Below are 19,423 nucleotides of genomic sequence, written 5' to 3'. Positions count from 1 at the left end.
TAACACCTGAAGGATTGCGGGCTGTTTTTCGTTTGCTGCTGAATGTATCCGTATATAAAAGTTCTACTTGACGCGATAATTCCAGGTTTTGATAGCTAAATCTATAAACCATCCTAAATTAGTGGGTGTCTCCTTTGCGTAAGATTTCCACCATTCCAGAGTAGTGTTATCCAGAGGAGGAGTAATACCTTTAAGAAGATTGAGAAGTAACCAAAAACTATTATTATAACCTAGTGCAGCTTGCGTCAAGTACATATTAGGTTTACACCATTTTAACATTCCATGTCTAGTCATTCCTGAAAATGTATTTGGTTGAGGTTGCTCTTTTAAGTTGATAGTATCTTTTGTACAGACGACCCATTCTATGGAAGAATTTTCAGAAAAAGGGTTGCTTCCTTGTTTCAAAACAAATCCAAATCGAGTTACCGGTGTTTTGAGGTTTTTACTAACTGCTGTTGGCAACCAAAGAAATAAAACGATTCCGTTAGTAGTGTTAGTTATTTCGGCCACTTTTTTGTGATTCACTCCATCCCCAGTTCCATACAATATTTTTCTGTAAGTGCTACTAACCATTTCTTTTACTTTTGGCTGAGACAAAAGCAAAGTTCGTAACTTAAGAAAATCTGTATGATAGTCTGGTGGGAGCCTACCTACAAAATTGCAAGTAAAAGCAGGTAAACTGCTAATATCTAAATTAGGAGAGATTTCAGGCAACCCAAATACAGGGTAAGAAATTTCATAAATTTGACTTAATAGTTTAAATTGACCTGAGTTATGATGATTTTCTACAGCAAATTCCCAAAAGCAAAAATCATCTTCAAATTTTGAAGCTTCTTTATCTGTATAATTATCATTGTGAAAACTAGGTGCGATCGCTATCATTTTAACGGGCAAGGAATAGTCAATTTTATCATCAAAGCATTTATTGGTGATAATAGCTTTACGATACCGAGTTAACTGCGAAACTAATCCTCGATCTTCTTCATTTTTCAACTCCATAATTATCGGCTGCTTTTCGGATTTGGTACAGCACAATAAATCGCATCGCTGCATTTTTACAGTATGCTGCCTTTTGATTTTAATTAGCGATGGAAATATTTCATCAAATTTCTCATCTATATAATCTTCCAAATCCATCTCGGATTGAAACCTGATTTCACCACCAATATAAATTAACTTGCGATTAGCAGTTTTTACCCTCTCATTCAACCTTTTACCTTGGGTTGATAGATGTTTTGCTTTGAGGTATGGCACAGTAGCTCTCCCATAAAGTGAGCATTGCCCGCCAGCTTAACTCACGAGCCATGCCCAATTATATCACTTGTCATCCCTCACAGGCAGCGACGTGTCGAGAATTTCCATCAACAATTCCAGTCGCGAAGGACGGCTCAACATCGGCACTAAATTCGGTAAGGAGTAATAATCACCCGCAAACGTAAAGGTTTCCACCGATACTTGTTTGTCCTTCAATTGCTTCTGGACATATTCGCACCAAGCACCAACTCGCACAATCACAACATCAGGAATTACCCCCAAACTGCGGCAGTAATTCTGATAAGCATCTGCCAAATAAGGTGCAGCGTTTTCGCCTTCATCTGTTACGATAATGAATTGTTCGACAACCTGCTTTTTAATTCGCATTGCTTCCACCGCGCAACCGCAACTTGTGCCGCCGCCCGCCCGAATGTGCTTGAAAGCGCGTTCCCAGTCTGTCAATTCGCTGCCGTTTGCTTGCACTGGATACGGCATCGTGTCAAAGGCATAAACGAACAGTGCAGCGTCGGAAATGCCCGAAATCAATGCAGCTAGACGTTTGCCGACTTCGATCGCACTTTCCATGCTTCCCGACTTGTCAATCAACAAACCAGTTGCTTTCGCAATCTTGCCGCGCTTCTTCACCTGTTCGTTTGTCACCGCTTCCAGCTTCGCCGCCGTTGCTGTGTCGAAGTTCCCGCCCGCGCCCGCAACACTCGCTTTGTAAGCAGAAACCCGATCGCACTTTGCCGCTTCATCCAGCTTCGAGTCAATCAACTGCTTGACTTCCGGGTGCTCCATCGCGCCGCGCGACTGAATCGATTTCAAATTGTTGATAACTTCCTGCGGCGACATCGAGTTAATCAGCGCAGCCAAAACCGTTGGCGTTAGCTGCTTGATCGCACCAACTGCGATCGTATACGGAATCTTGTACTCCACAATCAAATTCGCCTGTTCCGCAGGTGTCGCCGCCTTCGCCAACTGCTTCAAAACGAATGCCAGAGAGTCTTCCGGCGGATTGTCTTTGAAGAGAATAGCATTAGCGCGATCGCTCGGCTTGACGTGAAGCGTTGCGTACAAATGCTTCATCGCCTTGCGGTTGCGGAGGGCAGCGCGATCGAAAAACTGTGCATTCTTTTCCCGCGATTTCAGATAGCGAGTGACAGCAGTGCGCGCGCTGCGGGGCACCTTATTCTGGTGCCGCTTCATAAAGTCCACAATCCGCGAAACCTCGTAGGGAGGGAACTCTTGCAGCATCATAAAACCGGCATCTCGGTGTTCCGTCAGCGCCGAAGTCAGCAAATTTCCGGCAAAAACTTCCTTGTGATCGCGCACGTCGCCGTGACGCTGATACCACACTGCTAAATGACCGTAAAAAATGGGGTCTAATTCGATAATTAACTTGTGAATTTCGGCTACTTTTTCTAATACACGGTGAGGAGTGGTGAGCAGAGAGTTCAGCATTTCCAAACGCAAATCGCGTTCTGCTGTATTCATATTCATTGTTTTTACCTTCCTATTGATTTTGGATTTTGGATTTGAGAAGTATTCAAAATCGGTGGTTGGCAGTTGTTGCACGCTAGCGAGTGAAATTTAAAAATCACCGCGCAAGTTTGGGGAGCTTTTTTTAGTAAACCTATGGCTAAACCTAATAGGGTCTGTATGTAAGCTCTCGCGATTGGGGCGCGGCAAAAACTGCGATTTGAAATTAACTATTTCAGGGAAACTGTTTCTAATTCGATCGCTCTCAAATCTGGTTCAACCCAGTTATTTCGAGCTTCCCAAGACATCAGCCGATCGCGCGTGTAGTAGCGAAATGGTAAAGTGCGAGCGGCGTATTTTGCAATCAAACCGTTAGCCAGATGTACGATCGACCGATTTTGGCTTTCATCGGCGAGATATCGGCGAATAGTTCGCACCCAAAACAGCGTTAGTGTTTCGTGATACCCGCTGTTTTTTGTGGTTTCAATTCCTTGAACCGAGTTGTAACGTTTAATGCCATTGCGAATCGCATTTATCGCTTCTTGCTCCGAGTCATAACAGAGATACCACAGGGCAACGGTTAAATGTGCTTCGTGCGTCCATTGACTTCGCGACAGGTTGCCTTCTTGGAAGGCATGAATCAGACTGTCTATCTCCTTGGGCGATCGGTAAATTAGAGTTGTATTTTTCATAATTTAATTCTCCTCACCACTTTTATATCTAATATTTATAAATATGAGATGTTCCGCACAAGTTTGCAAAGCGTTTTGACTGTCCGATGGCTCTACCCCTGAGCTACAGCCCCTTAAACGGGGCTGGCAGGATTTGAACCTGCGACAAATCGATTATAATGTGTGTATTCGCTTCACTCGTTAGGGTGCGGAACAAAATTTTTCTAATCTCTAAACTAGAAAGTTTTGACTTGTGATTCTTCTAAATTGCTCAATTATTTTTGCCTTTTATAGCATTAAAAGTCACTCCACGCAAGTTAAGAAAGCCGTTGGCACATACGCAGGAGTTGAACCCGCGACCTTTTCCTTAACAGGGAATTGCTCTACAATGAGCTAGTATGTAAGCTTCCTTTGTTGGGGCGCGAAGTGGAACTTTTAAGCGCCGGATAGATATAAAAAATTCAGCTATAAAAGGCAGCGCACAAGTCAGAGAAGCATTGTTTCAGCCTCTCGGCAGGTAGGAATTGAACCTACTATTCGATTTTAAGTCGAACGTTTCCAGTTTGTAAGCTTCTTTAGTTGGGGTGCGCTGCCTCATACGTGCTTTCAGTGAATTTCTAGCCGTAAACAGCTTCTGGGCGGACAATTAAATCACCGCTGGGACGGCGATCCAGAACGTAAGACTCGAAGCGATCGCCCTTGACATCAAAATGATTGGCCAGACGTTCCTTAATAGCCTTGTCGCTCATTCCTGCGGCGATACCCAGTTGGTTTTCTGCCACGTCATAGGAACGTCCTTCAAAACGAATGTGAACCATTACCGATACCTCCTAGAGCAATTTTGGATTTGGGATTGGTAGCTTATCTGCTCTCGACTTTGGCTTTTTGTGAGACTTAGCAAATTGCCAGTATCGGTAAAGATTCACGAAATCTGACAATCTTTACTGAAAGAAGCGCCGTTCTAAATGATAAGCTTGTTTGATTTTGCGGATTTCCTCAGCCTTTTTGGTTGATTGAAATCTGGCTGAACTTGTCTGTTCTGAATCCGCATTAAATTCGTTGAAATTAGACTGATTTCGTACAACATCTGACTCGGGCAGAGTCAGTTTGTAACCGAACAGTCTCGTATAAAGTAACAACATGACCATCAAGTCTATATTACAAGACTTTCAAATTAATCTTCGTTGAAATTTTGAACAATATTTAGTTGTCAAGGTTCAGAATTGGCACGAAAAATACAGGTTTTTGCTTGTCCTGCGCTTTCCATATTTATATATTACATTTATACTACACAAGTGTCAAGGGGGTAGCAAAAGTTTTTTAGATAAAACTTACACGAGTGGCGAGAAACCGGGTTTTTTCACCAAAATATTTCGTTGCTACCCGCATATCCGGTAAAAAACCGGGTTTCTTGGGTCAAAGCGCGATCGCGAACTGTAACATCGATCAAACATCCTTAACATAGGAAATGCTGTCGCGAATATTGTGGAAGCCAGCCGACTCGTAAAGACGCAATGCACCTGAGGGATTTTCAGCATCGACGCCGACAATAGCAGTAGCGACACCGGCAGCTTTCAGTCGATGCAAACCAGCGAGCAACATCGCTCGTCCCAATCCCCTTTTGCGGAAGCCGCGCCGCGTACCGAGACAAGCAATCCACCCTTCATTGCGCCCGGTACGATCGCACTCTTGCACATTAATCTGGCAGTAACAAAAACTGACAAATGTGCCGTCATCAGCAACAGCAATCAAGTCTAAATCATTTCTGTAATCGGGTTTAGCTAACTCGTGCTTAAATTTATCCACCGTTAAATCGTGATGATTCCAGTGATCGATAAACGACTGGTTGAACATTTCTACCCAAGCTGCCGCATCCTGTTCGCCGGGGAACTGAATGAGGGCAAAACCTTGTGGGAATTGCGGTTCTGGGATCGGTTCAGAAAGCGATCGCGCCATTCGGTAAAAATAGCGATCGGCCTTGAAACCATTACTTCTCAGCAATGAAATGCGATCGCAATCCTCAGCGCGCGCGTAGGTTCGCAGTTTCACGCGCGCGCCCCGCATCGCAGACACTTCGCGCATCCGCACTTCACCCCAGGCGATCGCGGCTGCTTCCACATCGCCTCCGCGCGCCTCCGGGTGGACGCGAAACCACAGCCAACCGTCAATTACTTCCCCAGGCTCAGAAACTGACAACTGAGCAAAACCGATTAATTTTCCCTCCACATCTTCCCAAAGGCGGATATCGCGCACTACATCTAGGGACGGTGCGTTAAATTCTTGTTGCAGTTCCGATATAGAAGTACCTTCATCGAGCCGATCGACTTCTTCGCAAGTATTGATTAAATGGGCGATCGCATCTAAATCGCGATCGCCCCCATAGCAGCGCCCCGAGAGATTTGCCATCATAGCTAATCACCATTCCCTGTTGTTATTCAGTTTAAAAATAGCTTGGGCGATCGCACTTTTATCGATCGACTGATCCGATCGGTCGATCGGCATTCAAAATCTGACAACGCAAACACCCCGACGCCTCGAACTGCTACAGCAGTTGACTGCACTCGTGAGTTTCGATAAATTCAGGTTCAGGATTTGGGATGGGAGTAGAAGGACTTGAACCTTCGACCTTGAGATTAAGAGTCACCTGCTCTAACCAACTGAGCTATACTCCCGCATCTAACCTAGTATAACACAACCGTTCTGAAAACTCAACTATTTTTGTAAAAATTTGTGGCGATCGCCCTTACTGCAATATTTAATGTAAGTTCGATCGCCCTGATTCCACATTTGATTTAAGGGCGATCGACCTCAAGCACCTCCCCAGAGTTGTGCAAAACGTTCGGCCGACCATCCAACCAAATCTGATACTTGGCCATCTCCAATCTCGACAATTCGCTTGACTCCATCTTGGCGCTCTACTGCATCCACACAGAAAAATTTGCTGTGAATTAATCAGTAAGGTGGACCTTGGCCCACCCTACTGATTCTAATTGGTTCCGAAAGCGTCTACTTCAGAATTCGGGAGACGACACCGGCGCCGACAGTGCGATTACCTTCGCGGATGGCAAAACGCATATTTTGTTCGATCGCGATCGGCTGCAACAACTTCACAGTCATATTAACGCGATCGCCCGGAACTACCATGTTGATCGCGCTTCCGTCATCAGCCGTAAAAGATGCGATCGTACCTGTAACATCCGTTGTCCGCACGTAGAATTGAGGGCGATATCCCGCAAAGAAAGGAGTTCGGCGGCCGCCTTCTTTTTCCGACAGCACGTAAACCTCAGAATCGAATTCAGTGTGAGGTTGAATAGAACCGGGTTTAGCAAGCACCATCCCCCGCTCAATTTCGTCTTTTTGGATGCCGCGAAGCAACAAACCGACATTATCTCCAGCCATTCCTTCATCCAGAAGTTGCTGGAACATTTCAACACCGATAACAGTTATCGTGCGAGTGTTTTCGATTCCCACCAATTCCACAGTATCGCCGACTTTGATTTTACCGCGCTCGATTTTGCCAGTTGCGACAGTTCCCCGACCTTTGATCGAGAAGACATCTTCAACAGCCATCAGAAAAGGTTGGTCAATATCGCGATCGGGCGTAGAAATCCAGTCATCTACCGCATCCATCAAATTGTAAATGCCATCAACCCACTCATCCTCGCCGCGGTGTATTTTCGGATTAGCAGTCATCTTTTCCAGCGCTTTCAGTGCCGAACCTGCGACAATTGGAATATCATCGCCCGGGAAACCGTAAGAACTGAGAAGTTCCCGAATTTCTAACTCGACCAACTCCAAAATTTCCGCATCGTCCACCATATCTTTCTTATTCAAAAAGACAACCAACCTCGGCACTCCCACTTGCCGCGCTAACAAGATATGTTCGCGAGTTTGAGGCATCGAACCATCTGCCGCCGACACGACGAGGATTGCACCATCCATTTGAGCGGCACCCACGATCATGTTTTTCACGTAATCAGCGTGACCCGGACAATCAACGTGAGCATAATGGCGATCGCCAGTTTCATACTCAACGTGAGCCGTATTAATCGTGATTCCCCGCTGTTTTTCTTCCGGTGCAGCATCGATTTCATCGTACTTTTTAGCCTTGGCCCGACCCTGTGCAGCCAGCGTCATTGTAATCGCCGCTGTTAGGGTTGTTTTGCCGTGGTCAACGTGACCGATCGTACCGACATTGACGTGGGGTTTGTTCCGTTCAAATTTGGTGCGTGACATTACATTTGATTCTCCTCTAAGAGTTATTTTTGGTTTCTAATCATGAGTTTTGAGTCCTTAGCCTGTTATTAATGACTAAGGACTGATGACTAATGATTAAAAAGGAAAGTGGAGGAGTCGAACCTCTACAGCTTTCGCTCTACGCTGGTATTCCCAACCAGTTGCTGTCCACACAGCCGCACTTTCCAACTTTTTTATTTTTAACCGCAGATAAACGCTGATAGATTGAAAGTGGGTGGTATAGGAGTTGAACCTATCTGGTACCGGTTAAAAGCCGGGTGCATAACCGCTTTGCTAACCACCCTTAAAAATTCAGCGTTTGTGTAATTCCTAAAAAATCATTGTGTAGTAAACACTTCAGTCCTTTTTTGCCCCCAGCAATTGCAACGCATAAAGTCCCGATTGCTAATGCTTCACTCGATAATGAAGCAACATGAAACCGTTGCTATAGATTTTGCGATCGGCAAGTTCCAAATTTGTCGGATCGATTGCATCGGAAAAAAGAGGAATTCCCGCTCCGATAACTACCGGATTCAACTTCACAATCATCTCGTCAATCTCCGAAAAAAGAGTTGCTGCTAAAGCGCCGCCACCGCAGAGCCAGATGTCTTTACCCGTTTCTTTTTTCAATTCCTGAACCAATGCGACAGGATTGTCCGAAACAAGTTGAATATTCTCATCGGGACTGGCTTCCATAGTGCGCGAAAAAACATACTGCTTCAAGGTGGGATAAGGATTAGTTACACCAACATTTAGCCCTCCCTCATAGGTTTTCCGTCCCATCAAAACCGCATCAAACTGCTTGTTCTCTGCACGAATGCCTCGTGCTTCCTGAAAGTGAGCCGGAAAAGTTTCAGGAAAGGAATCGAACAAATCAGCGAAATGCTCCCCTTCCATAGGAAAACAATCAAATGAGCCATCTTCGCGAGCAATAAACCCGTCAACGGTGCAAGCAACGTAATATTTTAGTTTTCTCATATTTAACCTTTCTTTTGATAAACGGAAAAGACTACAAATGGAGAGGACGGGACTCGAACCCGCATCGATCGGCAGCAACTTTCAGGAAACGCGCTTCCTTACTGCCCGCAAGCAGATGAGAACTGCCCCCATCTCCGACTGTTAATTCCTTTCAGTGCCTCCGCAACCCGCTGCCAGTTTGCGTTTTCAGGGAACGTCGCGAAGCAACTTTTTACCCTACTCAACAAACCCGATCGTCCTTTTGGGAGCCGCTTTTCCAAAGTTTTTACGGTGCCATTCCAATTAGGCGACCTCCCCGCACTTTTTATCACTATATGATAGCAAACCTAGGCAAAAAAATTAACCCTAATCCTCCATTATTTATATAGAAAATCATCAGAAATCCACCGAGGAGGTACTGCCCCTCCTATCGCCGCGTTATCAGCACGGTGTCTCGCTTTTCGACTTCCGGTGGGTCAAAAGGAAGATGAAGGAATCGAACCCTTACAGTTACCTGTACCCCAGTTTTCAAGACTGGTTGCCAACCATTTAGCGGCATCTTCCAAGGGGTATCTGACGGGAATTGAACCCGCTATTACTGGTTCCACAAACCAGCGCCGCTACCGCTTTGGCTTCAGACACCGCAACTGGAGTCAAGGAGGATCGAACTCCTGGCCTCTTGCGTGCAAAGCAAGCGCTCTACCAATTGAGCTATGACCCCGCGTAAAAGATTCACCTGTCGAGTAAATCTAAAATCTAAAATCTAAAATTGGTGTGGTGGATTGCGATCGGATTTGAACCGATATCTTTCTAACAGCCAGTTAGATGCTTTACCAATTAAGCTACGAACCCCAGACAGCAGGAGCGGTAGGACTTGAACCCACAACATTCGAGGTAGAAGCTCGACACTCTATCCAGTTGAGTTACACTCCCGTATTTTTGTTGATTTGCGCTTCACGCACTTTGACGTGCAAGTTATCAGAGCATTGCGTTTTCTCAGTTACTAGAGGGACTCCGCCGATGAGTTACTACACACTCTTTAAAGGATGGCTACCTTTAAGCCAACCTGCCGGGTTCATGGCACTCCTCGTTCTCAAACGCCCGCTGATTTTGACAGCGTTACCTTTCCTCTCGTACTAAAGTATGTAGGCTCCAAAGATTGGGACACGCAAAGGGCGATCGATCTTAATATAAAAAATTATCCATTCAATGGAATCAACCTCCTTAAATTAAAGCAAAAACAACGAGAGTGGCAGGACTTGAACCCACAACATCCGCGTCCGAAGCGCGGCGCTCTATCCATTGAGCTACACTCCCATAAATTGGTAGTCCTGACAGGAGATTACCCCGCGTCTGCTTGTAAGGCAAACGCTCTACCATCGAAGCTCAGGACTACAAAAGCGGATGATGGGACTCGAACCCATGCGCTGAGAATGGCATACTCAGATGCTAGCCGCTACATGACATCCGCAAACCGATTTAAAATTTGAGATTTTGGATTTAACTGAGATGTTGCACCATTGTCAATAAGCCTTTTATGAACAGGCAAGATGCCTGTTCCACAAGAAAATCTACTCTTTGTGGAACAGGCATCTTGCCTGTTCTGGAGAATGGTGCAAGATGTGAGATTTAACAAAATTCTTGTTTCGCCAAGCGGATAACGAGGCTCGAACTCGTGCCTAGAGTTTGGAAGACTCGAATGCTACCGTTACACCATATCCGCACTTGTGGGGCTGGTGATAGGAATTGAACCTACAACCGACTGATTACAAATCAGTTGCTCTGCCTAATTGAGCTACACCAGCACGCCAAGCAGATGGTGAGATTTGAACTGGCAAGAAAGCTTTACAAAAGCCTCATGTTGCCAATTACATCACACCTGCATTTTTGGTGGCGGGGGCAGGAGTTGAACCTGCTATTAAGAGACTTATGAGACCTCCAAGCCTACCCAGGCTACTTCACCCGCGATGTCACCAAATACCCCTGACTGGCATCGAACCAGCACTAACTAGATCCTAAATCTAGCGCCTCTACCAATTGGGCTACAGGGGCAAAACCGATTTGAGATTTGAGATTTGAGATTTGAGATTGAATAAAACCTCATACCCCTGACAGGCCTCGAACCTGCAAAAAACACTCGTTTTGAGCGAGTGATGTTTTCCAATTACATCACAGGGGTAAAGTCGGGATGGTTGGATTTGAACCAACGACTCCATGCTCCCAAAGCATGGCTTCTGGCCGCTGAATTACATCCCGTTCATGCTCCTAGTGAGACTCGAACTCACACTCAAAATAAAACAGATTTTAAGTCTGCCGCGTCTGCCAATTCCGCCACAGGAGCAAGTAAAAATTTAGTTGAAAATTTGGTACTCGGGAGTGAGATTTGAACTCACACAACACAATTTTTGAAATTGCGGCCTCTGCCAATTGGGCTACAGGAGTGTAATTGATCTGCTTTGGTAATAGCAGAACTGGGAAGGCAGGGATCGAACCTGCATTTTTCCGCTTTCAAAGAGCGGTGCCATACCGATTAGGCGACTTCCCAATTATTGGGTGCCGGGGTAGGCTTTGAACCTACAGAAACTCCTATTTCAGAGATAGGCGACTTTACCAATTTGTCTACCCGGCAATTTAAAAAATGGCTGCCCCAGTAGGACTCGAACCTACAACCTAGCGGTTAACAACCGCTTGCTCTACCATTGAGCTATAAGGCAACGCAATCCCCCAAGTCAGTATCGAACTGACGACCTCTTATTCTTCAGACAAGCGCTCTACCAACTGAGCTATCGGGGGAAAACGGAGAAGGAGGGATTTGAACCCTCGACGGCTGTTAAACCGCTCTTTCTTAGCAGGAAAGCGCCTTAAGCCTCTCGGCCACCTCTCCGAGCGCGAGAACGGAGGGATTTGAACCCTCAATCTTCAGTTTTATTAACTGAGATGTTATCCGGCTACACCACGTTCTCACAATTGCAACTGCGGATTAAATGCAGTTACAAATGGGTCGGGCTGGAATTGAACCAGCAACGCTTTAAGCTACTGTTTTACAGACAGCTACCCACGCCAATAGGAGGGCCGACCCAAGATAGAAATTTTGGTAGGTCGTCGAGGAATTGAACCTCGATCCATCCGCTTAAAAGGCGGCTGCAAAACCATTCTGCCAACGACCCACGAGAAGTGCTGACGGGAGTTGAACCCGCAATCACTTGGGTGAAAACCAAGCGGCTTAAACCATTTGCCTACAGCACTATAAATTGGCACAGGAACTGAGATTTGAACTCAGAATGCTGGTTTTGGATACCAGAGTGTTGCCAGTTACACCATCCCTGCTTTTGGTGGCACCGGCCGGACTTGTAGCTTGCTTCCGCGAAGCGGTACCCGCATTGACCAAGGTATGAACTTGGCGCTTTACCATTAAGCTACGCTGCAATGTCACTTTCGCTTCGTTCCTTTTCAAAGTTAAAAAACTCAATTAAAAGACTGTTAGTTTAATCTTTTAATTTCTAATTTTTAATTTCTGATTGGGAACAGAGGTTAGGGCGGGATTTGAACCCGCGAAAATCGGTTTTGCAGACCGACGCCTTCAACCACTCGGCCACCTAACCTGGGAGTCCCGACGAGGTTTGCACTCGCAATCTTCTCGCCAGAGGGGGAGACGGCTTGACTTTTGCCTACGGGACTTTGACGGGAGTAACGAGACTTGAACTCGCAACCTTTCGCTCGACAGGCGACTGCTCTGACCGGTTGAGCTATACCCCCGCGAAAATGAACAATATTCTGTCCTTGAATTACTCAAGTTGGGACGGGGTGGCGGTTGATTCCGCGTACTACAACCCGATCGGGCTTTTGTTGCCGGAGTCTACACCGCCAATGTCCACAATTATGTGACATGATTAACTTCCTATTCAGTTGTCAAGGTTCATATTGCTCGTGGGGTAAAGCTTTGAAGCTCTTTCCCCTTCGCCATACATTTATACTACATTGCGTATTACAAGACTGTCAAGGGGGTAATACAACTTTTTTTTAAAGTTGCTGCGAAGCGGCAAAACTGAGGCGCTGCTTTTTGCTAAACCCCTTATAAATCAAACATTTGGCTGCTGAACTGGTAGTGTCGCGTTAGTTGAATCCGATGCTGAAGTTGTACTACACTCGAATTTCTCTAAATTCTCGCCGTCGCGCGAGGTGGCACTTCTGGAAAAGCAGATTGCGTTTGAGCCGATCGCACTTAACCTCGACGCCGACCACTTTGCACCGGATTTTCTGGTAATTAATCTGTTCCACCGCATACCGGTTTTAGTGGATGAAGACTTGACTGTGGTGGAGTCGCTGGCAATTCTTGATGATCGGGAGGCGAAGTAATACCCCACGCCTGCACTGTCAATCCCCGCTGAGACATATTTATAGAAAACTTCGATCGCAACGGCAAGAATTAACACTGACGAAAATGCCGATAGCCCAAACTCGCACAAAAGATTAATCGCCCTGCGATAATCAGCTTTGAGATATCCAATACTACAAATCAAACCTTGTCTGAATTGCCCTTAACTCCCGTGCCCGCATTGCCAGAAGCCGATCGCCCAAACCTCCCTCACTGGCTACACTCCTTAGATACCTGTCCGAGTACCAACAGTTGGGCGATCGCCCGCGCGGCCCAACTCCACCACGGAGATGCAGTATTTACCAAGCGACAAACCAGCGGGCGCGGCCAACACGGGCGCACCTGGCACGCCCCAACTGGTGTCTTAACTGTTAGTTTTGTACTCGACAACCTCAACCCCAATCTGTTGCCCGGGCTCAGTTTAGCAGCGGGTTTAGCCGTGATTTACGCGATCGAAGATTTGGTTCCAGACTGTCGCGATATGCTGCGCCTGAAATGGCCAAACGATGTCTGGATCGATCGCCACAAATTAGCGGGAATTCTCTGCGAAGCTACTTCCGGCAATGTTTTTGGCAAAACTCGCGCCGTTGTGGGAATTGGACTCAACCGCTGCGTAGATTTCGCGGCTGCGGGATTGGATGAAACGGATCTCGGCAATGCGGTAAGCTTGCATTCTATTGCTAGTACAGTACCAGATGAACTGTGTTTGGTCGATCGACTGCGGCACTATTTACTCGAACTAGCCGATATGTTTTCCACCACAGACAAGCCAGCCTCCAAGTCCGGTTTAGCGCTACTTTTGCCGGAATTGCGCCGCCGCGATGCGTTGATTGGCTGCCCGGTGGCGATCGAACTTGCGTCGGAAACCATCTGCGCAGAAGCAGCGGGCATTGATGGAAGCGGCCGCTTGTTAGTATGCTTGGCGGGCGATCGAATACAAGCCTTTACCTCTGGGCGAGTTCGATTAATTTAAGAGGAAGAAGGAAGAAGGAAGAAGGAAGAAGGAAGAAGGAAGAAGGAAGAAGGAAGAAGGAAGAAGGAAGAAAGGAAATGCAGTCAGAGCAATATTTTCAGCGATAAAAAATGTTCTAACCTTCTTGCCAGTTACTATAAATTAAGAGAAAAAAGTCATTAGTCATTAGGGAAAATTCCCAATTAACAATGCCCGATGCCCGATGCCCGATTCCCTATCCCCAATTCCCAATTCCCGATGCCCGATGCCCAATTCCCAATTCCCAATTCCCAATTTTAATTTACCACCTCAAATACTACCAATCTGCTCAGCCACAGCGGTTGATTTGCCTCCACACCTTCCGGACGACCCTTAGTAGAAGCAACTTGTATTCTGTTGCCATTTATCCCTTGTCTAACCAAAATATTTTTCACATTTGTCGCCCTTTCCACTGCCAACTTTTGATTTTCTACCGGAGTGCTTTTAAAATCGCTGTAGCCAACTATCCTTAAATTCTTCGTGCTATTTTTATCCATATATTCCTTGACTTTACTAAGCTTTTGTGCTACATCTTTCGCCTCCAAACTTGCCGAACCTGCACCGAAATACACGCGAACTGGCATTATTATCTTTGGCGGCGGTGGAGTTCCTATTATCACTGTATTTGTTACGGACTTCACCCCCGGAATTTTCTCAAAAGCTTGAGTTATTTTCTGAGCATCTGGCACTTTGCTTACGCTGCCTGCAACGGCGACTTTTCCCTCTGCATAGCGAGCTGAGATATTAATGCTTTCTACTTTATTCAAAAGAGCTGCCGTCCGCTTGACATCGGCTTCGACTAAAACCGGATCGGGAGGTACTTCAACGGCTATAATTTTATTTTCAATTCTTGATTGTGGAGCCACTTGCTGAGCGATTTTTTCCGCTTTCAATCGCAGATTTTGATTCGGCACTCGTCCCGAAATCTGCAATAATTTATCTTTAACATCTGCCGCGATACGATAAACCGATAACTCTGGAGCAGATTGTAATGCTAAATTCGTATCTGCTTCTAAGCTCGCTTCAACTGCGCTGCGGTATTGATGAATTCCCCAAGGTACCCCAATTAAACCTAACGCTGCCAAACCGATAATTGGTAAAATGGGAAGTTTAGAAGATTTAACTTTTACCTCTGTATCGATTAATTTTTGCAATTTCGAGTTTACTTCTGGTGGTACAGTTGCTGGATCGCCGTTAAATGACCGAATTTGATCTCCGTATTCTTGAACAATATTGTTGAATATCGCTCGCATTTTGTACTTAAACCACTGGCGGGTTTCTCCTTGCATCACTACTGCCAGATAACACGAACCCGCTACTTCCAATACGATCGTAAATGGGCCGTATTCTATAGCATCAATCTCTGCAATATTTCCCGACTGAGATATGCAATCGTTGACAAAAGCCCGAATAGCAGTCAGCATCCCCGCTACCATGTCTGATTCTAGCTGTTCGCGTTCAGACTTCTGCACTGCTGAAATTACTAATCCCGATTCTGTTTGAATTAAAAATACAGCTTTAACACTCAGTGGTGTTGTTTCTTTCATCAGCAATTCTGCTTCAGAAATGCCCTGCAATTTGGATTTAATTTTGCGACTAATTCTCTCTGGACTTAAAGATGATTCGAGTTTTTCATTAATCTCCCGCATCATCTCGGCGATGTATTTTAAAATCGTGCTGCCGATGATCGGATAAAGTGCATCCGACATTGCTTCTCGCTTGAGATGAATTTGCTGTTTGATAGCGGCGGCCATTTCCGGCGCTATCGCCATTGCAATTTCATCGGGCGATTCACTGATTCTGTGGCTGATTCCTACAGGAAGAGCAGGCGATATGGCTACTCCCATCGATTGCCTGTTTTCTCGGGTTTTGGTATTAATTACTTCATCAATTATCGGAGCTATGGTTTCGGCAAATGATTTTCTCGACTCATTAATCGTTTGGATCATCATTTCGGGAAACATGATTTTAATTCGGGCAAGTAATTCTTCCCGATTGCCTCCCCATTCAGCATCAGTAATTTTGCGATCGAGTTCCCCTACTTTATCGTTGAGTCTGTAATTATAACTTACAACTTCATCTAACAATGGTAAAATAGACTCTATGACCGACTTTTGCAGTTGGGCGTGATGGCTAACCATCAGCTCGTCAATTAAAGGTTTCAGTAAATCGGTAAACAAGTCTGTCGATTCATAAATCCGGTGTTCGATCGCCACAATCTGTTGTTCGATCTTCGCGAGTCTTTGATCGATCCTTTTATTCTGAATGATGGCATCGACAGCGGGGCCGATCGCAGATTCTATCTCTAGCTTTGCTTCCCCGATGTTTCGAGACAGCATTTCTACAATCACTGGCATTATTCTTGCCATCAACCCTTCTATCTCGGCTAAAACTTGCTGCTGAACTTCGACAATCTTACTTTCATTATTTAATATTTGTGCTGCAATACCGCTGTTTTGAAGAGCTGTGTTGACACCAGGTGCGATCGCCTCTCTCACCTCTAACTTTGTCTCCTCGATTTTCCGGTTCAGCGACTCAATCATTAACGGCATTAACCTTGCCATTATATCTTCCGGCTGAGATTTTTGCTGTCGCTGAAGATTATTTAGTCTACTTTCTACGTCGCTCAATTTTCCTTGAACTTCTCTTTGAAGAATTGCTGATTCTATCAAAGGTTCAATCGTCGCTGCTACTTGTAATTTTGATTCATCGATTTTCTGATTCAGCAAATCAGCTATTGCGGGCATTAGCATCGCCAGTATCTCTTCTGGCTTCTGAATAGGCGACTGTTGTGTAGCCAGTCGGCGTTCGATGATGCTCAATACTTTTTCTTCTATTTCTACCCAAGCTATTCTTACCTGTACTGAGGGGGTAACAGCTTCTACAATCTCTGATTTTAATTCACTAATTTTGCGGTTTAGCAATTCGCTAACTACTGGTACTAGCTGCTTGATTATATCTTCAGGTTGCTGCTGGTAACGCTGCTGAATATTCGCAACTCTATCTTCAATTCTTACTACCTGTTCTTCAAGTCCGTTTTGATTGTGAATTACTTGATTGACTTTTGGTGCGATCGCCGAAGCTACCTCTAACTTAGACTCCTCTACCTTACGCTTGAGCAGCTCGCCCACCACCAACATCAGCCGTTGCATTAACTGTTCTGAATTCGGCAGTTGCTGCTGGTTGAAGCTAGCAATTTTATTTTCCAAATCCGCTATTTTTGTCTGCAATTCGAGCCTATTAATTTGATCGCTGCTAGCGAGTTCGACCGCCTTTTTTAATTCCGACTTCAACCCCTCTAATTCATCTCTCATTAACTCAGGAATTAACGGTTTCAGTAAAGTCATCAACTCTTGGGGCTCAGACATCAACTTCTCACAATTTTCTAACCTTTGTTCCACGCTCAAAACATTACTGTAAAATTCCGGTAAATCCCTTTCAAACAGCACTTGCTGCAACCGCTTAAACTCCTCCACTGCTTGTTCTAATTCTTCCTCCGACGGCGGATTTTTTTTTGCTCCCTTCGCGGCTATAGATAAATCGGGTTCCTGATTACTTTTTTCTCGTCTTTGAGAGGGGATCTCTTCATCGTTAGTTAATACTTCCGGTACAATACTCGGTGATTCGATCAGGAAAGACAATTGTTTGCGCCGATTTTCCTCATCCTCTAATCGCTGCACAGATTTTTCCGCAAGCGGTAATTTTATCTCGCTTGGCTCTTTTTTGGATTTCTTCAATAACTGAAATTCTGTCAGTATGGTTAGCAATTCCTGTAGTTGCTCTCCAGCTTTAGAACTTGCCTGAGTTGCATCAGAAACCTCTTTTTCTGACTGATACATTTTGCCTGAATTATCATTAGATGCTGCCATACTGCCCTACCCAAACGTGATTTTGATCGACCGAAGGAAATTACCAGCTTGCTTGCCGCCTCACCCCAGCGACAATCAATAGGAATGACACAATTTCTCCAAGCGTCAGGCGTACTAAAGCTATCGCCTTATTTTAACTGCTGTTCTGCGACTAGCCAACTGGGCTGCCAACTGCAATGCTGCCTTCATGCTGGAGGCATCTGCAATCCCCTGACCTACAATATCAAAAGCTGTGCCGTGATCCGGAGAGGTGCGGACAAAAGGCAAGCCAATTGTAGTGTTGACTGCTTTATCGAAAGCCATCAATTTTACTGGAATCAACCCCTGGTCGTGGTACATTGCCAAGTAACCGTCGTGAGCTTCCTTGGCTAAACCGTACCAAACTTTAGCCGGTTTTACCCACAGGGTATCGGGGGGGACTGGCCCGTCTAACTGCACTTGAGGAAAGCGATCGCGCTGCGTTTCCAACCAAGGTATCATCCAGTCTTGCTCTTCATTTCCCAGTTTGCCATTTTCGCCGCTGTGAGGATTTAAGCCAGAAATCGCAATTTTCGGTCTTTCCAGCCCAAAATCTTCCCGCAAACAGTCTATCAGTAATTCTAGTTTTTCACTCAGTAATTCGGGACTCAACGCATCGGGGACTTGACGCAGGGAAATATGTGTGGTAGCCAGTAAAGTTACGAGCGTCCAGCCACTGTGGGGAGATGTGGCGGCAAACAGCATTCCGAATCGCTGCGATTTTGCTCTTTCTGCGAGGAGTTCTGTTTGTCCGGGATAATTGTAACCGGCCGCCTGCCAGCAAGTTTTGGAAATCGGGCCTGTCACGATGGCGGAGAATTCGCCGGCGATGGTACGGGCGATCGCGCTTTCCATGTAAGCAAAGCTAGCCGCCCCGCTAGCTGCACTCCCGACACCGGGGACAATTTCGCCCCACTTGCTGTCTGGTTCGATATCAATAATATTTAATGTTTCGGGATTTGCCGCTTCTGCTGCTGGATTGCTCGATCGCAACTTATCGTAAGTTTCCTGCAAAACTCTCCTAGAGCCTATAACCGTTGCCCTCAAACCAGCAGCGGTATCGGCCAATGCCTTGAGAATCACTTCCGGCCCAATTCCCGCCGGATCTCCCAGAGTTACAGCTAGTTGTGATTCCCGATCGAGACTCAAGGCAGTTTTCTCCAACAAAATACAGCAATTTCGGCACTGAAATTTTAGCATTCATGTACCTGGTTGCCCCAAATTATATTATCTTTATTTAATGCGATCGCCCACTTGGACATATAAAATCATGAATCCTGAAATTTTCACTGCAGCCTTTTTGTCCTTTTCCCTAATTTTCGTAGGTATAGGTGGAGGCTTCCTCCTGCTCAAATTGCAAGGCCGCGAAGAATAAGTTTTTTTCAACCAATCCTTCAGAAGCCTTCTACCTTCTGCCTTCTAGAGTCTACTTTCTGCCGAAAGCCAGCATTCTGCCGAATATCTCAAGCCTAAAATGAGAAAATTTCAGGTTTTTGTTAAGTTTTTATAACAAACTTAACAAAAACCTGATACCATCTTATTGAAAGTTTAAGATTCATAATTAATCCCT

15 protein-coding genes and 29 tRNA genes are annotated in these 19,423 nt (G+C 45.5%); 4 read left to right on the top strand and 40 right to left on the bottom strand.

Going from position 1 to position 19,423, the window contains the following annotated elements; genetic code table 11:
- Positions 1 to 63 precede the first annotated feature (63 nt).
- From QUA47_RS10240 to QUA47_RS10055, 38 genes are all read right to left on the bottom strand, one after another.
- A complete protein-coding gene (locus QUA47_RS10240; protein WP_333430661.1) occupies positions 64 to 1,254 on the bottom strand; it encodes a hypothetical protein in 1,191 nt (396 codons plus the stop codon).
- Between the two features lie 63 nt (positions 1,255 to 1,317).
- The gene (locus QUA47_RS10235) at positions 1,318 to 2,757 is read right to left on the bottom strand and encodes a hypothetical protein (protein WP_333430660.1); all 1,440 of its coding nucleotides are present in this window, start codon (positions 2,755 to 2,757) and stop codon (positions 1,318 to 1,320) included.
- Positions 2,758 to 2,966: 209 nt separating this feature from the next.
- Positions 2,967 to 3,428 (bottom strand): hypothetical protein, encoded by a 462-nt coding sequence (locus QUA47_RS10230; RefSeq protein ID WP_333430659.1) that lies wholly within the window; start codon positions 3,426 to 3,428, stop codon positions 2,967 to 2,969.
- Between the two features lie 309 nt (positions 3,429 to 3,737).
- Positions 3,738 to 3,809, bottom strand: a tRNA-Asn gene (locus QUA47_RS10225).
- 215 nt (positions 3,810 to 4,024) lie between these two features.
- Complete coding sequence (locus QUA47_RS10220) at positions 4,025 to 4,225, bottom strand: hypothetical protein (protein WP_190657014.1); 201 nt, start codon at positions 4,223 to 4,225, stop codon at positions 4,025 to 4,027.
- 628 nt (positions 4,226 to 4,853) lie between these two features.
- Positions 4,854 to 5,816, bottom strand: coding sequence for a GNAT family N-acetyltransferase (locus QUA47_RS10215; protein WP_333430658.1), 963 nt, complete (start codon positions 5,814 to 5,816; stop codon positions 4,854 to 4,856).
- A 26-nt stretch (positions 5,817 to 5,842) separates the two neighbouring features.
- Positions 5,843 to 5,968, bottom strand: a complete 126-nt coding sequence (locus QUA47_RS10210; protein ID WP_333430657.1) for a hypothetical protein — start codon at positions 5,966 to 5,968, stop codon at positions 5,843 to 5,845.
- Between the two features lie 37 nt (positions 5,969 to 6,005).
- Positions 6,006 to 6,079: transfer RNA gene (locus QUA47_RS10205), tRNA-Lys, on the bottom strand.
- Positions 6,080 to 6,215: 136 nt separating this feature from the next.
- Positions 6,216 to 6,356 carry an ATP-grasp domain-containing protein gene (locus QUA47_RS10200; RefSeq protein ID WP_333402859.1) on the bottom strand — a complete coding sequence of 47 codons (141 nt, stop codon included), beginning with the start codon at positions 6,354 to 6,356 and terminating at the stop codon, positions 6,216 to 6,218.
- A 57-nt stretch (positions 6,357 to 6,413) separates the two neighbouring features.
- Positions 6,414 to 7,643: an elongation factor Tu gene (tuf, locus tag QUA47_RS10195; RefSeq protein ID WP_333430656.1), complete on the bottom strand. Its 1,230-nt coding sequence runs from the start codon at positions 7,641 to 7,643 to the stop codon at positions 6,414 to 6,416.
- 232 nt (positions 7,644 to 7,875) lie between these two features.
- Positions 7,876 to 7,947, bottom strand: a tRNA-Lys gene (locus tag QUA47_RS10190).
- Positions 7,948 to 8,048: 101 nt separating this feature from the next.
- Positions 8,049 to 8,621, bottom strand: coding sequence for a dihydrofolate reductase family protein (locus QUA47_RS10185; RefSeq protein WP_333430655.1), 573 nt, complete (start codon positions 8,619 to 8,621; stop codon positions 8,049 to 8,051).
- A 460-nt stretch (positions 8,622 to 9,081) separates the two neighbouring features.
- Positions 9,082 to 9,164, bottom strand: a tRNA-Ser gene (locus QUA47_RS10180).
- A gap of 4 nt (positions 9,165 to 9,168) precedes the next feature.
- Positions 9,169 to 9,242 (bottom strand) — tRNA-His (locus QUA47_RS10175).
- Between the two features lie 6 nt (positions 9,243 to 9,248).
- Positions 9,249 to 9,321: transfer RNA gene (locus tag QUA47_RS10170), tRNA-Ala, on the bottom strand.
- A 54-nt stretch (positions 9,322 to 9,375) separates the two neighbouring features.
- Positions 9,376 to 9,452 (bottom strand) — tRNA-Ala (locus tag QUA47_RS10165).
- Between the two features lie 7 nt (positions 9,453 to 9,459).
- A tRNA-Arg gene (locus QUA47_RS10160) sits at positions 9,460 to 9,533 on the bottom strand.
- Between the two features lie 311 nt (positions 9,534 to 9,844).
- A tRNA-Arg gene (locus tag QUA47_RS10155) sits at positions 9,845 to 9,917 on the bottom strand.
- Between the two features lie 6 nt (positions 9,918 to 9,923).
- Positions 9,924 to 9,994 (bottom strand) — tRNA-Val (locus tag QUA47_RS10150).
- Positions 9,995 to 9,999: 5 nt separating this feature from the next.
- Positions 10,000 to 10,071, bottom strand: a tRNA-Gly gene (locus tag QUA47_RS10145).
- A gap of 181 nt (positions 10,072 to 10,252) precedes the next feature.
- Positions 10,253 to 10,323 (bottom strand) — tRNA-Gly (locus tag QUA47_RS10140).
- A 5-nt stretch (positions 10,324 to 10,328) separates the two neighbouring features.
- A tRNA-Thr gene (locus QUA47_RS10135) sits at positions 10,329 to 10,405 on the bottom strand.
- Between the two features lie 6 nt (positions 10,406 to 10,411).
- Positions 10,412 to 10,483: transfer RNA gene (locus QUA47_RS10130), tRNA-Thr, on the bottom strand.
- Between the two features lie 95 nt (positions 10,484 to 10,578).
- Positions 10,579 to 10,652, bottom strand: a tRNA-Leu gene (locus QUA47_RS10125).
- Between the two features lie 131 nt (positions 10,653 to 10,783).
- Positions 10,784 to 10,856 (bottom strand) — tRNA-Pro (locus tag QUA47_RS10120).
- A gap of 4 nt (positions 10,857 to 10,860) precedes the next feature.
- Positions 10,861 to 10,941 (bottom strand) — tRNA-Leu (locus QUA47_RS10115).
- A 130-nt stretch (positions 10,942 to 11,071) separates the two neighbouring features.
- A tRNA-Gln gene (locus tag QUA47_RS10110) sits at positions 11,072 to 11,145 on the bottom strand.
- Between the two features lie 5 nt (positions 11,146 to 11,150).
- Positions 11,151 to 11,229, bottom strand: a tRNA-Gln gene (locus QUA47_RS10105).
- Between the two features lie 10 nt (positions 11,230 to 11,239).
- Positions 11,240 to 11,314 (bottom strand) — tRNA-Asn (locus QUA47_RS10100).
- Positions 11,315 to 11,320: 6 nt separating this feature from the next.
- A tRNA-Phe gene (locus QUA47_RS10095) sits at positions 11,321 to 11,393 on the bottom strand.
- A gap of 4 nt (positions 11,394 to 11,397) precedes the next feature.
- A tRNA-Ser gene (locus QUA47_RS10090) sits at positions 11,398 to 11,484 on the bottom strand.
- Positions 11,485 to 11,489: 5 nt separating this feature from the next.
- A tRNA-Tyr gene (locus QUA47_RS10085) sits at positions 11,490 to 11,563 on the bottom strand.
- A 34-nt stretch (positions 11,564 to 11,597) separates the two neighbouring features.
- A tRNA-Tyr gene (locus QUA47_RS10080) sits at positions 11,598 to 11,679 on the bottom strand.
- A gap of 13 nt (positions 11,680 to 11,692) precedes the next feature.
- A tRNA-Lys gene (locus QUA47_RS10075) sits at positions 11,693 to 11,767 on the bottom strand.
- Between the two features lie 5 nt (positions 11,768 to 11,772).
- Positions 11,773 to 11,846: transfer RNA gene (locus QUA47_RS10070), tRNA-Glu, on the bottom strand.
- Positions 11,847 to 11,852: 6 nt separating this feature from the next.
- Positions 11,853 to 11,927 (bottom strand) — tRNA-Trp (locus tag QUA47_RS10065).
- A gap of 201 nt (positions 11,928 to 12,128) precedes the next feature.
- Positions 12,129 to 12,202, bottom strand: a tRNA-Cys gene (locus tag QUA47_RS10060).
- Positions 12,203 to 12,282: 80 nt separating this feature from the next.
- Positions 12,283 to 12,356, bottom strand: a tRNA-Asp gene (locus tag QUA47_RS10055).
- 423 nt (positions 12,357 to 12,779) lie between these two features.
- Here QUA47_RS10055 and QUA47_RS10050 point away from each other — a divergent pair.
- The 3 genes from QUA47_RS10050 (at position 12,780) to QUA47_RS10040 (ending at position 14,055) form a co-directional block, all read left to right on the top strand.
- A complete protein-coding gene (locus QUA47_RS10050; protein WP_333430654.1) occupies positions 12,780 to 12,956 on the top strand; it encodes a glutathione S-transferase family protein in 177 nt (58 codons plus the stop codon).
- Positions 12,957 to 13,123: 167 nt separating this feature from the next.
- Entirely contained in the window at positions 13,124 to 13,948 is an 825-nt protein-coding gene (locus QUA47_RS10045; protein WP_333430653.1) for a biotin--[acetyl-CoA-carboxylase] ligase, read from the top strand.
- Positions 13,891 to 14,055: a hypothetical protein gene (locus tag QUA47_RS10040; protein ID WP_333430652.1), complete on the top strand. Its 165-nt coding sequence runs from the start codon at positions 13,891 to 13,893 to the stop codon at positions 14,053 to 14,055. The genes QUA47_RS10045 and QUA47_RS10040 overlap by 58 nt, the downstream gene beginning before the upstream one ends.
- 168 nt (positions 14,056 to 14,223) lie before the next feature.
- Here the strand turns inward: QUA47_RS10040 and QUA47_RS10035 are convergent, their stop codons facing one another.
- Positions 14,224 to 17,835 (bottom strand): OmpA family protein, encoded by a 3,612-nt coding sequence (locus QUA47_RS10035; RefSeq protein ID WP_333430651.1) that lies wholly within the window; start codon positions 17,833 to 17,835, stop codon positions 14,224 to 14,226.
- Positions 17,836 to 17,955: 120 nt separating this feature from the next.
- Positions 17,956 to 19,053: a 4-hydroxythreonine-4-phosphate dehydrogenase PdxA gene (gene pdxA, locus QUA47_RS10030; protein ID WP_333430650.1), complete on the bottom strand. Its 1,098-nt coding sequence runs from the start codon at positions 19,051 to 19,053 to the stop codon at positions 17,956 to 17,958.
- A gap of 40 nt (positions 19,054 to 19,093) precedes the next feature.
- Here pdxA and petM point away from each other — a divergent pair, with 40 nt between their 5' ends.
- Positions 19,094 to 19,228, top strand: coding sequence for a cytochrome b6-f complex subunit PetM (gene petM / locus QUA47_RS10025; protein ID WP_445302498.1), 135 nt, complete (start codon positions 19,094 to 19,096; stop codon positions 19,226 to 19,228).
- Positions 19,229 to 19,423 lie beyond the last annotated feature (195 nt).

This window comes from Microcoleus sp. MON2_D5 (genome assembly GCF_036701905.1).
Lineage (GTDB): Bacteria > Cyanobacteriota > Cyanobacteriia > Cyanobacteriales > Microcoleaceae > Microcoleus.
The sequence above is the reverse complement of the archived record's forward strand: the minus strand, read 5'-3'. Positions and strand labels throughout refer to the sequence as shown.

Excerpts from the sequence above, each read along its gene's own strand:
- QUA47_RS10235 (WP_333430660.1), bottom strand. The coding sequence starts at position 2,757 with ATGAATATGAATACAGCAGAACGCGATTTGCGTTTGGAAATGCTGAAC.
- QUA47_RS10230 (WP_333430659.1), bottom strand. The coding sequence starts at position 3,428 with ATGAAAAATACAACTCTAATTTACCGATCGCCCAAGGAGATAGACAGT.
- QUA47_RS10040 (WP_333430652.1), top strand. The coding sequence starts at position 13,891 with ATGCTTGGCGGGCGATCGAATACAAGCCTTTACCTCTGGGCGAGTTCG.
- tuf (WP_333430656.1), bottom strand. The coding sequence starts at position 7,643 with ATGTCACGCACCAAATTTGAACGGAACAAACCCCACGTCAATGTCGGT.
- QUA47_RS10220 (WP_190657014.1), bottom strand. The coding sequence starts at position 4,225 with ATGGTTCACATTCGTTTTGAAGGACGTTCCTATGACGTGGCAGAAAAC.
- QUA47_RS10185 (WP_333430655.1), bottom strand. The coding sequence starts at position 8,621 with ATGAGAAAACTAAAATATTACGTTGCTTGCACCGTTGACGGGTTTATT.
- QUA47_RS10215 (WP_333430658.1), bottom strand. The coding sequence starts at position 5,816 with ATGATGGCAAATCTCTCGGGGCGCTGCTATGGGGGCGATCGCGATTTA.
- petM (WP_445302498.1), top strand. The coding sequence starts at position 19,094 with ATGCGATCGCCCACTTGGACATATAAAATCATGAATCCTGAAATTTTC.
- QUA47_RS10035 (WP_333430651.1), bottom strand. The coding sequence starts at position 17,835 with ATGGCAGCATCTAATGATAATTCAGGCAAAATGTATCAGTCAGAAAAA.
- pdxA (WP_333430650.1), bottom strand. The coding sequence starts at position 19,053 with ATGCTAAAATTTCAGTGCCGAAATTGCTGTATTTTGTTGGAGAAAACT.